Source organism: Nocardia sp. NPDC050710 (assembly GCF_040654375.1).
Lineage (GTDB): Bacteria > Actinomycetota > Actinomycetes > Mycobacteriales > Mycobacteriaceae > Nocardia.
On record NZ_JBFAHV010000011.1, the window covers coordinates 154,463 to 170,287 of the forward strand.

Sequence of the window (15,825 nt, forward strand, 5' to 3'; positions counted from 1 at the left end):
TCATCGATTACGGGTTCCATGGGCATCGAGCGTCGATGGCGACCCCTGCGCCCCGCGGTTCGCGAACGCTTCGAGCACGCGCCGACGTTGGCTCTCGGGCATCGGCCGGTGTTCTGCTTCCCGGTGCGCGATGGCCGGATCGTTTGCCGGTTTCCCTTCCGGTTGCTTACTCCACGGCGTTGAGATCGGCGCCGGACGGGTGCCGGGCTCGTCCGGCGGTTGGGGGTCGCCGCGGCGGCCGAACCCGCCGCCGTCGATGTCGACTGTGCCGAGCGGCTCTGTCTGCTTGTTCCGCGGTACATGTTTGCGGCCGCGGTTCCAGGGTGTGCCGAGAGGTTCGTCGGGGTTGTGGAAGCCCATGGACCCGGCCGGCGTCGTCGGCGTGTGCGCTTCGTCTGTCGTGTTCGCGGCGATTTCACCTGGAGTCGCCGCGTGTGCCTGCCGCCCGTCTGCGCTCGCGGCCGTTGCTTCCGGGGCGGTGGCGCCTCGGACCGCAGCGCCGAGTTCCTCGATCAGCCCGAGTGCCGTGGATTTGTCGGATTGGGATGCATCCGGGTTGGCGCTCAACCATTTTCGCAGCCGGTCAGCCGCCTCGGCGGCCTTGATGTGGTGCCGGCTGAGACGGGTGGCGCGACCGGTCGCGGTCTCGTTGCGGACCGAGTCCATCAGGGTGTCGTCGCCGACCCGGTTCGGGTCGGCGACGGCCTGATAGATGTAGTCGAGCACTCGGTCGAGCGCCGCATCCGCGGTAGCAGGTCGGATGGCCGGTGGCTTTCGGGGTATGGCCCCCTGCGCCGGAAGCGGCTCGGTGCGGTCCTCGGATGAATCCGGCGATTCCAGCCCCTCGGCGGAGCCGATCAGGCCGTGGACGTTGCGGCCCTCCCGCCACGCTCGAAGCCGGGCCGCGACGGAGTTGCCCAGCGGCTGGTCCGGCTTCCCGTCGACGAACGCTATACCCACGAACGGGCCGAGGGCATCCAGATCCAGGCCGTATTCGTGACGGAGGGTCTGCTGGCGATCCGCCAAAGGCTCCCATTCGTGACGCCGTGCCGCGTCGTGGGTGTGGAACGATACCCACACATCGGGCTCGCCGACCCGTTCGCTCTTGTTGTGCAACACCATCAGGTGATTCGCTACCTCATTGCGTCCGACCGGACCCGGGCGTTGCAAGACCAGCGTCACTACTGATCCCGGACGTTCGGCCATCCAGCCCTCGACGGTCCGCTCCTGCTGCGTCGTCGAGCTGCCCGGCCGGCTCACCGAGTCCCAGCCGCCGCGGTGCAATGCGGCGTCGAAGATTCGCTGCATCGTCCGAACCCGAACAGCTCCCTTGCCGATCCGCTTCGCCGCACGCTCCCGGATGCCCTCGTCGCCGGTGAGGTCCGCGACCAGCTCCCCCGAACCGACCACGCAGAGCTCGGAATCGTTCGTGAACTCCGGCCACGTTTCCGGATTCACCGGAACCGAGGTCGCAATGGGAGAGTTCGGAGCCGGCTGCGTGGGTTCCGGCTCGTCGGCATCGGCGGTAGCCAGGAGCTCTCCCGGTCGTGCCCGCTGGAAACCGTTATCCCGCAGGACCACTTGGCCGCCGACGATGACCGCGCTGACCCCCGCAGCGGGTTGCCGCGGATCGGTGAGGGTGGCGACCTCGGCCCGGAAGGCCACGGGATCGAAGAGGACGAGGTCCGCGATTTTCCCTTCCTGGATGACGCCGCGATCGCCGAGCCCGAACCGTTGCGTGGGCAGCGAGGTGATCTTGCGAACGGCCTCCTCGAAGGGGATTCCGAGCCGCGCCGCCTCCTCGAAGTATTTCGGGAAGGTCCCGTACAGCCGGGGGTGCGGCTTTTCCGCATCGGTCGGCAGGCCGTCCGATCCGATCATGCTGTACGGCTTGCGGAGCACCCGTGCCATGTCCTCGGGGCTCAGGCACAACGAGACGAAAGTGAGGTCACCCCTTGTCTTTTCGAGCATATGGCAGACCACCTCGGTGACCTCCATGCCGAGAGCTTCCGCCGCCTGCTCCAGGTTGAGACCCTCCAGCCGCTTGAGTTCGACCAGACTCCTGAGCTCTTCCTCGTGGCGGAGATGTTCCAGGCGCTCGAGTTCTTCCTGACCCGCTGCCCGACGCAGGCGTTCGAGTTCCTCCTCATGTCTGCGGACTTCGAGGCGCGCGAGTTCCTGGTCCGGAACGAATGTCAGGACAAGCGCCGCAGGTGTGTCGCCCTGGAGGATGTTCTCCCAATCCGGCGAGTGGGGGTCGCCATGGGCGAGGTGGTCGCGGATCCGCGCGCGCGCCTCGGGATCGCGCAACCTCGCCACCGTCTCGTCCATGCCGCCTTGCAGGGCCCAGGGCGGCAGCAGGTAGATCGGGATGAGGCCGGTACTCGGGTATGGGTAGACGTCGACGGTGACATCCAAGCCTTCGGCAACGGCGTCGTCGATCATGCGAAGTGCCTCGGCCATCGTCCCCCAGTTCGCGGGACCGGTGGCTTTGAGATGGCTGAGGTGGACGGCCACCCCGCTGTGCCGGGCTATCTGCAACATCTCCGCGATGGAATTGAGCAGGCCCTCACCTTCGTTTCGCATGTGGGCGACGAGCAGGCCGTCATGGCGCCCGACGACGGTCCCGAGACGAATCAGTTCCTGGGTGGTAGCCGTGGCTCCGCCGTAGATCAGCCCCAGGGAAAGCCCGACCGCACCGGCCCGCATGGCCTCCTCGACGTGCTCCTCCATCGTGCGGATTTCGTCCTCGGTGGCCGCGCGGGCGTCGTGTCCCATCGCGGCAACCCGCACCGAGTTGTGTCCGAGCAGTGGACGGACGTTCTGCCCCAATGCCTTTCGGCCCAGCATGTCCAGCCAGGCCCGCATTGTCGGCCAGTCCCATGGCTTGTCGATCACGCCGAGTACCGCGGCGGCTTGTTCGGCAAGCTGTGTCGCATCCTCCGGATCTACGGTCGGGAACATGCTGAAACCGCAGTTGCCGGTGACCACGGTCGTGACGCCCTGGCCGACCTTGAAGTCCAGCGCGCCCCACTTCGCGACGGCTACATCGTCATGGGTGTGCGTGTCGACGAAGCCGGGGACAAGGACCAGCCCCTTCGCAGCGATGACCGGGGCGGTGGCCCGACGGGGGAGGCCGGGGCCCGTGGCCACAATGTGTCCGTCCCGCACCACCACATCGCCGACGAACGATGCGGCGCCGGTTCCGTCGACGATGGTCGCCTCGGCGATGACCACATTCTGCGTCAGGAGGTCCGTCAGTTGCTCTTGCAGGGGCCGGGTGTCCGCGGAGTCGGCATGGCGGAGTTCGAGGGCGGACTGTTCGAGTTCCGTCACCCAGGCGTGCACGGTCTCGTACCACCCACGCCGGTGCGGCTCGTCGCGCCGATGGTAGGCATCCGCGTACCACCGCTCCAGTTCGAAGAGGTCGCCGCGCAGCCGCACGGCAGAGTTGAAGTCGTCGGCATAGGCCCGCAAAGCATGCAGCCGCAGCAGCCGCCGGCCCGACCGCACCAACACGCTGCGGTCACGCCGCCCGATCATCGTGCGCACGTGGTGGCTCGTCGCGAGCGCATCGACGAGGGCCCGCACGCGTTCGGCGGGCGCGTCCGGAGGCAACAGCCCGATTTCCGCCCGCAGTTCGGCGGGCAGTGCCCGGATCCGCGCGGCAAGTAGCTGGGCCAGAGCGTGGCGGCGCTGTTCGAGCCGCATACCCGCCGGACGGTCCGCGGCGAGCTCGTGCAACCGGACCACCTCTGGCTGACCGTGGCCGATCATGCGCGCAACCGATCGGCGACGCCATTGCCGCCCAACCGGATTGCGGTCGCGCATGCGCCACACGTCCGATTCGCCCACCGCGTCGGCAACCGCGAGGAACTGCGAAGCGACCCGCTGCCGGAGCTCGGTCAGAGCGGGACCGAGCCCGGGTGCGGTGTTCTCGGCGCCAGGCTCCATGATCGTCCGGGACTCCGACGGAATCGGGTTTTCCGTGGATTCCTGCTCGTCGGGGTCGAGGTTCATCGCGACAGGGTCGATGCGGTTACCGGAGGATGGCGGCTTTGCGGGCTCGAGCAGGGTGTTTTCCGGCTGAGGCGCTGTGTCTGCGTCTGCGTTCAGCCCGTCATGTAGTGATCGGTCGACGATTGCCAGTACCTGCTCGTCGGTTTCGGGGAGCGGCGCGTCCGACAGCAGCGTGGCCAGCAGCCGCTTGCAGGCGAGAGCATCGGGTCTTTCACCCGGGACGAACGGTGCGGGCTTGCCACCCATGCGCTGGTAGCGTTTCCTCGCGTCGGCAAGACCGAGCAGCGATACCGGATCCGCTGTACCCCCGGATTGTTCGACCTGGGCTTTGAGCAGTCGATACCGCAGGCTTCCCGCCTTGACAGTTTCCACCCAGTCGTCCCGCATGGTGAGGAGATCTTCTTCGAAATCCGGTATGGCACTGGCTGGCTTCCCTTGTTTCTCGAGCGCCCAATGCAGCAGGATCCGGGACAGCCGACGGTGATGGTCGCCCTTCCCGTGGTGCCCGGAAATGCTCCGGAGCTGCAGATCTGTGGCCACTTTGTAGGGGTCTCTGTCGGGCCTCTGTACTGCGGCGTTGAACCACTCGCACATCACTGCTACGTCTGCGGCCGTCCCGTCCGGCACCCCGAGCAGCTCATGCAATGTCAGGATGAACTCCACGCTCAGCTCGTCTCTGAGATGCTGCTCGGTGTAGTGACGAGCTTCCAACCAGCTCAGCCACTCCTTACGTCCGAAGAGCAACTCGGGCCGATCCACACCCGCCGCGATGGCCACATCCCGGAATTTGTCCTCCATGTACAACGTCAGCTCGAGTGTGCGCTCGGCATCGGTCTCGATGCCGAGCGCACGCTCCAGCTCACGTATTTCGGCGTCGAGCGCCGCCTCTTCTTCGGAGATCACGGGCGGCGCGGTCGCTTCGGTAGGCCGGTTCCGCTCGGCCGCCTGACCCTGGGCGGTCTTTTGCGGAGCCTGCAACCAAGCCCGCGAACCGGGCGGCAGTATTTCGGACAGGCTCGCCATAGCGCGGCGCTGTGCCATGCCGACGGCCCCGCGGCTCTTGCCCAGACGGTTTGCCACCGCAGCGCTCGAGTGCCCCTCGACGAGCTTCTGGCGCAGGCATTCCCGCTGTAGGTCAGGGAGTTTGTCGACGCGTCGAGCCAACGCATGCCGGTGATCGCGAACGGCGGTCCTTACCTCGACCGGCAGCCAGTCGGCGTGCTCCAGAGCCGAAACGACCTCGGATGCCGCCTTGCTCGCCTGAGTAACCGCCGTCGGCGCGGCCGGCGGTTCAGCGGAGGAGGCCGACCGGATCGGTCTTTCGTTCACCTCCGGTGCGTCGTTTGTGTACGGCTCGCCGGGGTCGCCGAGGTCGATCGCGACGGGGTCGATGCCCCTTCCCGGTGTTGTCGGCTTCTCGTCCTTGGTGGCGGAATCTACTGTTCCGGACCGGGGATTTGCGGGCGGCTCGATGAGGTATGCGCAGTTGCTGACGTCGTAGTCGTTGAATGTCGTGTTCGTCGAATTGATCCGGATCCGTTTCAGTTTCTTGCGCTCTGCGGTCAGGTGCCCGAACAGCGCGGGACGATTTGTCGCGGCGCCGCCCGAGTGATTGTCGATGACAATGGCGAGCTGACATCCGCGGGCGGTAGCAATTTCTTGCGCCCAGTCCGTGAATTTTCGGTAGAAATCCGCGACGGAGACGTGGTTGATATAGTTCTCGACGGGATTGAGACCGCGTATCAGCAGAATGGGTTCACCGAATTCGCTGGTGGTCTCGAGGAGAAGGCAGGCCCCAGCAAACGCGGTACGGCCCGGGTCGTCCGGATTCCGGACCATGATAACGGCCGTCATATTCGGCATCGCCTCGGCGACCGAACGATACTTGCCCGCCCAGCAGGCATTGGCGATATTCCCGGAAAGTTCGAGCAGTGGTCCCCGTGTCGGAACGAACTGAAGTCGAGTGGTATCGCTGGAGACCCCGACTCCTTGGGCGCGTAGTATCGCTTCATTCAGTGCCATAACACTTGTCATCCGGCGGAATTGGTTCGCACTCTTGCGGCTCGAGAAGTAGCGCGCAAATACTTCTTGGTTGGTAGTGTGATCGACAAATTCCCGGACAAGACCTACGTCCTCGAGGGTGGGTTCCTCGGGTCGGAGGTTTTTCAACCGATCGACCCATACCGGATGCTGATGCATCGCCCATGCGAAACATATGGTTCGCAGGTCGTCATGCAATTTACCGACACGCACCAGTCGCTGAAAATTCTTCTCGAAATCTTCGAGTGATCGTAGCGCCAGGAACTGCCGTGATCCTCCTGCATCCGGTGCGATGAGTTCCTTCAGCTCATGCACTCGCGCTATCATATTCCGGCGTGCTTTGTCGTTCATGGGCGTACCGTCGGCCAGCGCGTCCGAAACGATGCAGCGGTCCAATTCCTCGATATGTTCAGCGATACCGCGTCCGAGTTTGCCGAGTAGATAGGTGAACGGTCGCGGCTCGCTCGTCAAAGCCGAGAGTGCATCGTGCAGATTCTTCGCCAGCCTCTCGAATCGGGTCAGCAGGTCCTCCGTCCATTGCGACCCGGACCCACTGTCGCGAGACCGTAGTTTGGCGATTTCGAGTACACCGCTGGGTTGATATGCCGCAGGAATCGGTGCGATGCGCCCTGCCGCCGTTGCCTGTTCGTGGTAGCTGAGAAGTTCACGCAGAGACGCCGGGCTACGAGATCCCCAATCCGACATGTCATAGCGGGTGACGGTGATCAGCAACCGTGCCAGGAATTCCGACGACTGCACCTTCGCCAAACTATCGGCCGAGATATTTGCGCTTTTGACCTCGGCCACGAAGGAGCGCGCGATCTCCTTCAGCTCATGAATTACTGCGTCGCCGGTACGCCGCAAACCGAGGGTCTTTCGCTCGGTTTCGTGGATCCTGTCTGTCATCAGATCACGGACGCATCGGGCAAACTCCGGCGTCGCCTCCCGCATGATCTCCATCGCCGCACGAACCGTTGGCGGCCGCTTGGCGGGAGGTAGCTCAACTACCTTCGTGATATAGCAGGTGAAATCCGAACCGGATGGCCCATCGACGTAGATGTCCTCCACTTCACGCAGCTGCTGCGGACTGAACGTCACCTCTGCACGCACATCGTCCGGGATATGCGAGATCTGGCCGGACCGCAGGAGCCTGTCCGCGAACTCATGCTGGACAGAGCTGGGCGAGAAGTCCTCGAGCGAGGCCATGAATTCCCAGGCAATATCCTTGCCATTCGACCCGTCGCTGAAACATCTGTCGAGGGTCTCGAGCAAACGCGAATCCACGTTGCCTGGCGGTATTTCGGCAATCCGGTGCAACTCCCGACCGCACCTGTCGAGGTCTGCAATTCGACTCGGCATTCCTGCGGTGACATAGGGTGCGAAGTGAGCATTGTTCTGATGAATCTTCCGCAATGCGGCAGCGATCGGGGGGCTCGCCAGAAGTTCGATCCCGTCGGCGACGGTGGCGGCACTCCAATTCTGGTTGTGCACCATTTCGTGCAGGATTTCGGACGCCAGCGGAGTCGGGATCGCGTCCTCGATATCGGGATGGGCGGCGATGAGGAGCCGAATCTGCTGCTGGTTCAAGCTATTGCCGAGTCGGTCCTCGGGCCCGTTGTCGGCGTAGTACTCGACTCCCACCTTTGTCAGCTCGAATTCGGCCGTGAGGTCACGAAAGTAGCCGACGATCGCTTCCTTCGCGTCGGCTGGTCGCCCGGCGAGTTCGTGCACGAGGCGTTCGATAGTGTCCGTGCTCAACGAAAGGCGGGATCCGAGCTGCGCGAGTTCCTCGGCAGCATCCGCCGGTGGGCGCACCCGATCGAACGCCTCCAGCGCGGCGGAAACACGTTCTGTGAATCCCCTGGGCACATGCCGATTGGTTTGTCTGATATCCAGCTCATCAGGGGTCAGCCACTGAACATCGTGGAGTCGTGTCCCGCCGACGGCGCCGGCACCGAATCGCTCGGACACCTCTACCACCGCAATACCGTTTCGCGTGGTGGTCGATGAATCCGAGGCACCCACATTCAACGCGGCCGTCTCGTGCGCGGAAGGCAGCCGCCACAGGCCTGGCCGACCGTCGTCGCCGGCCGCCTTGACCACTAGGACCCGCTCGACGCCTGCGGCGTCGACATGCCGGGCCAGCACCTCGGCAGCCGGTAACGGTGCGGCGTCCTCGGCGACCCGGCGTACGTTCGGTGGGAGTGGGTCGACGTCCGAGCGGGTGTCGCCGCTATCGGGTGTGTCCGGTTCCTCGGGCTCGAGGTCGATGGCGACGGGGTCGATGCCACGGTGCTGGTCCGGCGAGCGCTCGGGTTTGTGAGACCGGGGCTCGGCGGTGCCGGGCGCCGGGGCTGCCTGCTGCTCCGTCTGCTCGGTGACCTCGACGGTGTCGGTCCCCAGGATGCGGTCGCGCAGCCGGTTCGCGAGGTTGTGTACCAGCGCTCGGCCCTCGGCGCGCACCATGCCGAGCAGGTACCGGTCGATCACCCTGAGCATGTACTCGTCGACCGACCGGCTGCCGAGCAGTGAATAGAGCCGGGCGGCAAGGTATCTGGTGCGCAGGTACTCCGGCGATTCGCGGTCGAGGCCGCGGCAGCCGGGGAAGTGCAGCGCCGACCAGAGGTCGTTCTTGAGGTGACGATCCCAGAACTCGTACTCCTCCGGCTCGAGCACTGCCCGCATCCGGTCGCGGTCGCCGTCGAGCATCGGCCGGCCCGACAGGTACGACATGATTCCGGAGGCGATCGACAACAGCTGCGGCAGCTCGTCCAGCGATGTGTTGCGCAGCAGCTGCTGGACCGGGCCGGACTGGTCGGCGGCGTCGTGGCCGGTGGGTCGTTCCGGTACGCCTTCCGGCATGGTCCGGAACTTCCAGACGGTGATCGTCTTATCGCCCTGGATTCGCTTCTCCTGTTTGAACAACAGGGAACCGGGGTCGGAAAGACCCAGCAGCTGTTCGGCTTTCAGCCCTGCCGCGACGGCGAGACCGAGCGTCAGGTAGATCGGCGAGCGGCGCAGGAAGCGCTTCAGCTCGAACATGTCCTTCTCGGTGAGTTCGATAGTCCGCAGCTCGGTGAGGTTTCCGGAGAGCAGCGCGCGGAACCATCCGTGCCGGTTGCTGATCCAGTCCGCCCCGCGCGGCTCGCCGGGCTTCGGTATCGGCAGGTCCTCGATGTAGTCGAACGGATGGCCACCGTCGGTGCCGCGGACCTCACTCAGTTCGGCGATGAGGTGTTCGATCTCCGCGATCTCTTCGGGGGTGAACCCGGCGGCCAGGGCGCGGGCCCGGGCGGCGCGCTGCCGCTCCGGATCCGTGGGCCGCCAGGCCGTCCGGCGACGCGCGTCCGTCGTCCGGTGTTCGGCGCGGGCCGCCTCGTCGCCGCGGCCCGCGGTGATGAGGCCGATATTGTTCAGGGCCTCGGTCGGCTCTCTTGTCTCGTTGTCGGCGAAGGAGTTGTAGCCCTGATGAATCTGCGTGGCCTTGCGGAACTCCCGAGTCTCGGGAGGTTCCGCGGTGATCCGGACCGCGCCCCAGGCCTCGTTCGCGGGATCGGCGCCCAGGCCGCGGTTGAAGTATCGGCCGTCGTGGCCGGGAGTGTCCGCACCGAGCTTGGCGACGGGATCGCCGCTCGAGGTCAGGACATAGACATTCTCCGCGCCGATGCCGAAGTCCGAGGCGTGCGTCAGGGGGCCCGCCCCGGGTGAGGCGGTCAGGATCACCTGGTCGACCTCGCCCACCAGACGGTCCTCGTCGCCCGCGTAACAGACCGTCGTCGTGCCGTAACTGTGCCCGAGGAGGGTGCGCAACCGCGGCGGTGCGATCCCCCGATGCCGGGCCTGTGCCTCGCGAGTGGCGTTGTAGGAAACAGTATCTCGGGCCACCACATAACCACCGGCCTCGGCGAACCGGGTTTGCGCGGGATCCAGCGGCACGACCGGCGCCGTCCCCTTCAACAGATGGCCCGGATGGTGGTAGCCGATATCGATGATGGCCGCTACCGTCTCGCCGGGTGCGTAGCGCGAGGTCATCTCGTACTGCGGGCCGGCGAATCCGTACCGGTACAGCAGCGACCGCAGCGTGGTGCCGAAGCCGCCGATGTGGCGGGTCACATTCGTCGCCGTATCGGCGTCACCGACGGACACGGTGATCCGCCCGTTGCCCCGGTACTTCCGCGGGTCGAATGCCATGAGCTGTACCGGCGGCGAACCGAGGTCCCGTGCCTGGCGCTCGATCTCGGCGAGCTGATCCCGCGCGATCTCCAGGTTGCGCAGCTGCGCCCGCTCGGGGGCGGTGAGCTTCCGATGTGCTCGGATCTGTTCGAGCCGCGCCAGCTGCCGGGTCATCGACCGTCGATTCGCATAGTCGCGCACCGAGTACGGGACGCCGTCGGCATTGCCGATCAGCTGCGGATGCACCGCCGCCAGCGCCCGCTGCTGGTCATCGGTCAGCGAGAACCACCACTGCGCGTTGCGCAGGGCACGAGTTCGGGCGGCCGCGGTCACCCGTTCCGGGTCGACCCGCGAGAACAGCGAATTCAGCGTCGCCCCCGCCCCCAGCTGCCTCGTCAGCTCGGCGACAGCGGCGGCGACGTGCTGTTTCTCCTCCGCCGTAGGCTCGGGATCCGCACGCAGCGCGGAACCGGGGACCTGGGCGTCCGGCCGGACGGCTTCGTCGTCGGTGACCACGTCGTCGCCGAGGTCGATGGCGACCGGATCGATGCGGTTACCGGATGCGGCGTCGCCGCTGGTGGGTGACGTGGTGTTCCGCCACGGAGTCGGACCGGCGGTTCCGGTGTGACCGGATGCGCTGTCGCGCTCGCCGACATCGGTATTCATGCCGCCGGTGCGTTCGGGGCCGAACCGCTCGTTGAGGGCGCGGTACATCGACTCGAGGTCGTGGCCCATCGAGCGGCCCGCCATCTCCAGCCCCCGCACGAATTCGTACACGCTGTGGTGGTGCGGCAGCATGAAGGCGATCATCGCCGCGATGAAGTCGTGCTCGGAGACGCCGGGCGGGCGCAGCCAGTCGAAGCGCGTGAGCATCCGCGTGGTGGTGCCGGAGATGCCCGCGTTCGTCGGGATCTGTTGCTCGACGAGGACCTCGCGGGCGTAGTCGTCACCGAGGTCGAGCCCGACCAGCGCCACGCCCGGCCGCCACGGGAGTTCGATGACGTATTCGGAGGAATCGAGGCGGTAGGCGGTCGCGGCATCCACCGTGCCCGCATGACGGTAGACCTCGATGGTTTTGACGAGGCAGTCGCCGTTCTCGTCGCGAATCCGTCGTCCGCGTTCGTCGAGCATGTAGTTCGGGACGACGTAAGCGACGGAACTGTCGTCGTGTCTCAGCCGGTTCTCGAGCAGGGAGATGTCGACGCGGCCGTCCTCCTCGCGCGGAATCACAACGTCGGGCTCGAGTTTGCCGACCCGGAGGACCTTTCGCTCGGGCAGGTCGGCGAATTCGCGCAGTGACAGTGGCATTCCCAGCGTCGCGAAGTCCCGTGACGTGAATGCGCGCCTCCGTTGTTCGTCGGCGGCCCGTTCGGGGAAGGCCGTTTTGCGCCGCGAGTACTCCGCGAACGCCGCCTCGGCGATATCGTCGTGCGCCCGCACGTACTCGACCTGGATGAGGTCTTTCCAGGTGATCGGCCCGCCGGGGTTGTCGCGCAGGACCGCCGCACGCACCTGTGCCAGCCTCTCGACGTCCAGCCTCAGATCGCGCGCCCGCTGTTCCCAGTCCGCCCGGTTCAGCAACCGGGCGATGCCTTGGTCCAGCGTCACCCCCGAGGCCGCCGCACCCAGTTCGGCGTTCCGGATCATCCCGTTGAGCACGGCGGACAACAGCTCACGCGGATTTCCGTCGCGAATCAGCTCGTCCATCGGCACGGACCGCGACACCATGCCGCCCCACAGCGTGTTCTCGCTCGCCCCGAACACCGCGCGGATCTGCTCACCCGTGGCCCCCGGGAACAATCCGTGGATGACCTTCCGCAGATGCTCCAGCACCCCCACCGCCGCGGCCCTGACCTCCGGGCGACCGTAGAGATACCGGGCCAGCTCGACCTCCTGCACCCGGTACCGGAGGTTGCCGGATGCCGAATCCTCTTCTGGGGCGCGTGATTCGCTGACCTCGTCGCCGAGGTCGATGGCGACGGGGTCGATGCGGGGGTCGGATGGGTTGTCGCGGTTGCCGGCATCGGGCTCCGGTGCTTGCGGCTGTGCCTGTTCGCTCAGCCGGGATAGGACGGCGTTGAGGAGATCGAGATCCGCGTCGGTGATTCCCGTGGCGGTGGCCCGCCGTTCCTCCTCGGCCTCCCGGCGGCCGCGCTGGAAGGCGGTTTCGCCGGGTGGGGCTTGGGTGACGGTTCGGGCCGCCGGTACTTGCCCGAAAGACCTTGCCCGCGAACGCTCGTCGTGCACCGGCTCGGTGACCGGCAAGCCGAGGAGATGCATTCCCAGTTGCCGGACGGCGTTCGCGATGAACAGCTCGGCCGTGGCCTCGTCCCGGTAGCCCAGCCCGGACACCATGGTGCGGATGGACAGCCTGCGCGTGAACACGCCGCGGAGGATCCCCCGCTGTTGCGGCGTGAGGCGGCCGAGCGCCGCCTCCAGCCGTTCCGGAGAAACCTCCGCCAGCACCCGGGCCAACCGGATATCCAGTATCCGCTGCTCGGTCGCGAGGATCGACACCAGAGGCTGTGCGGCGGCGACGGCCGGTCGAATATCCGGATGCCGGGCGACGGGCTGCCTGTGCCGCAGCATCGTCAGCGTGTGCCGCCCCGCCGGGCCGAGCTGGGCGACGGCCTTCGCGAACTGCTCGGGGGTGGTCCCGGTCAGCACGGCGATGGGATCCACGTTCTCGTTCCCCTGGGCCAGGACGTTCGCCAGCGCGGCACGGTAGGCGTCGAATCCGCCAGGTGTGGCGCTCTCCGGCTGGGAATTCGGCCTCCCGGCGGTCAGATCTATCCCTCTGCCGCGCGCCACCTCGAGCATCTCGGCCCAATGCGAGGTGCCGAGTTTCGTTGCGATCGAATGCATCACGGCTTGGACCTCGCGGTGCGTCAGCGCCAGCGTCGTTGCGATCTCGCGATTGGGGAGACCGTCCGCAACGAGGGCCAGTGCCGCTGTCTCGCGGTCGGACAGTCCGGGATGCTCTGTGGCAGAGGGAGGTTCGTCGACGACACTCGTCGGCGCGGGCGGCGGCGATACCGAGTCGTCCGGCTCGATCCGCGCGTCCGCGACCCGCGCCAGAGCGTTCTTCGCCGAGCGTGGCAGCGAATCGATGTCCCGGCCGGACCGCACGTGGTCGACGGCCTCCAGGAAAGCCCAGCGCGCGGTGGGCCCGAGCTGGTCGAGGTACTGCCGCAAGCCGGTGATGCTCATGCCGGCCACCCGGCCGTATCGAGGGTCCTTTTCCGCGACCCCGTCGACGCGAAGCACCGCCAGGATTCCCGCGCGGAGCGGATGGAACCACATCTCCTCCGCTATCGCCCGCGCGGCGCCCCGCAGCCGGTCGGCGACGTCGCCCTCCCGGGTGATCGCGGAGAAGCGGAAGACCTCGTCGTTGATCTCCATGGCCAGCTGCACGGTGCGGGCGATCCGTTCGCTGCGCCGACCGCCCACGGTCGTCGACACCCCCAGCAGCGACAGCACATACCGGAATATGTCGAGCCCGCACCGTTCGCGCAGTTCCGCCGAGGTCACCGGTGGCAAGGAGGCAGCCTCGGGAGCATTCGGCATGATGCCGGTGCGGAGGGCGATCGCCACGGCCTCCGGACGGTTGCGGGCGCCGAGTTTCCGGCGGATACGAGCGAGATCTACCTCCACCATGCCGGCGGTCGTCTCGAGGTCGTCCGCGATATCGGCATTCGTCTCGCCGTTCGCGATCCGCGTGAGCAGGTCGTATTCGGCGGTGGTCAGGTTGGGAATCCGCCCGTTCACGGGGGTGATGTCCGGCAGGAGGTCGTTGCGGAGCGCGACGGCCACCATCGCCGCCCGGTTGTGCACCCGCAATTTGCGGCCGATGCGCATCAGGTAGTCGTCCACGACTATCGAGGACAGGCCGCGCGCCTCTGCGATCTCCTTGCTGGTTTCGCCGTTCGCGATCCGGGTGAGGACGTCGGTTTCGTAGTTGGCCGGCCGCATGGGGGCGGTACCGGGGACGGCGTCGGCAGGGTCGGCGAGTTCGAGATTGCCGGTGCGGACGGCGGCCGCCAGGATACCCGGACGGTTGCGTGCGCCGAGCTTGCGACCGGCGCGATATACCTGCTTGTCCACGGACTTCGGGTCGATCTCGAGGTCCTGTGCGATGTCGTTGCTGGTGTCTCCATTGGCGATCCGAGTGAGCAGGTACATATCGAGACTCGTCAGCCGGGGCCCCTCGGAGGCGGACGTTTCGTCGCCGACCCGGTCGGAGCCGGGAAGGATGCCGGTGCTCAGCGCGATGTACACCGCTTCCGCCCGGGTGCGCGCGCCGAGCTCGTGGCGAAGCTGGGTCGTGTAGCTGCCCACGGTTCCCGGCGACAGCCGCAGTTCCTCGGCGATCTCGGGAGCCGTCATATCCGCGGCTATCAGCTGGAGCACCATGAACTGGCGGTTGGTCAGCCCGCTGTCGCTCGGCGCCGTCAGATCGATACCGCTCGGGTGCTTGTCCTCGGCCACCAGATCGCGCTGCCCGGCCTGCACCAGCCTGTCGAGCGCGCCGCGCTGCACCACCGTCAACTTTTCGCCGTGTCGCATCGCGGCGATGGCCGCGGTGACGTGCTGGCGCTGGGTGGCGTTCATCCCGAACCAGCCGGCCACCAGATTGCCCACGATGCCCTGCAGCCACTCGCGGGGGTCGGCGCCTTCGATACGCCAGCGGTGCGTCTCGGCGATCCGGAACGCCATGCGGCTGAGTTCCTGCGCCACCCCTACCAGCGGCCGCATCTCCGGCGCGACGGCCCTCGCCGGAATCCCGAGCTCGGCAAGCACTTTCGAGAACAAGTCGCGCCCGTACCGCTCGCGCAGCTCGCGGAACGCCTCCGTATCGTTGAGCCGGGCACGTTGCAGCGCGGTGTCGGTAGCGGGCCGACTGCCGGTCGGTTGTGCCTCGCTCGAACCGTTGCGCTGCTGTTTCCCGGTGCGCGACGGTGTTCCGGAAGAGGCCGGCTCGCTCGCGGCTCGCCACGGATTGCCGCGTGCCGGATTCTGGTCGGCGGCCCGCGGACCCGAGGATTCGCCGGTGTTCTCCTGCGATGCGGTGCGATCCCACTTACCGGCGCCGGTATCCGGCGAGTCGGAATCCTCGTCGCCTAGGTCGATGGCGACGGGGTCGATGCGGTTGCCCTTCGCCCTTGCGTCCCGGCGTGCCGGTGTGGCGGTGGTCGATTCGTCGGGGAGGACGTATCCGTACGCGTGCGCCAAGCCGTCGTCGTCGTCGACGAACGCGCGCGTCACCAGGGAGCGGAGGCCGTGGAGGGCGAGGACTTCCGGGACGCCGGTCATGGCCTCGGTGCTGAGCATCGGGGTCCCGGCGGGGACACGGAGATATCTGCGGTCGGAGTCCTGCATTCGGGCGGACGGTGTGCTGCCCATCTCGCCGTGCAGATAGCCCCGTTCGATGCAGAGCTGACCGCGCATGCCTGCCGGATCGTGGGCGTCGATCTCATCCAGCTCGAGCGGGGCCACGATCCAGACGTCCTCACGGGTCCGGTTGGACAGGATCGCGGTATCTATGTGTACGACATGTTCAGGAGTGGGGTTGTCGTATGCCCGGTCCTGGGG

General features: G+C 66.7%; 1 protein-coding gene (running past one end of the window). It reads right to left on the minus strand.

The features are described from left to right. On the minus strand, positions 1-15,825 hold the 3' portion of the coding sequence (locus AB0H61_RS20745) for a LuxR C-terminal-related transcriptional regulator (protein ID WP_357306854.1). 14,340 nt of this gene lie beyond the right edge of the window; 15,825 of the gene's 30,165 nt are visible here — the last part of the coding sequence; its start codon lies beyond the right edge, outside the window — the gene reads right to left on this strand; the stop codon is at positions 1-3.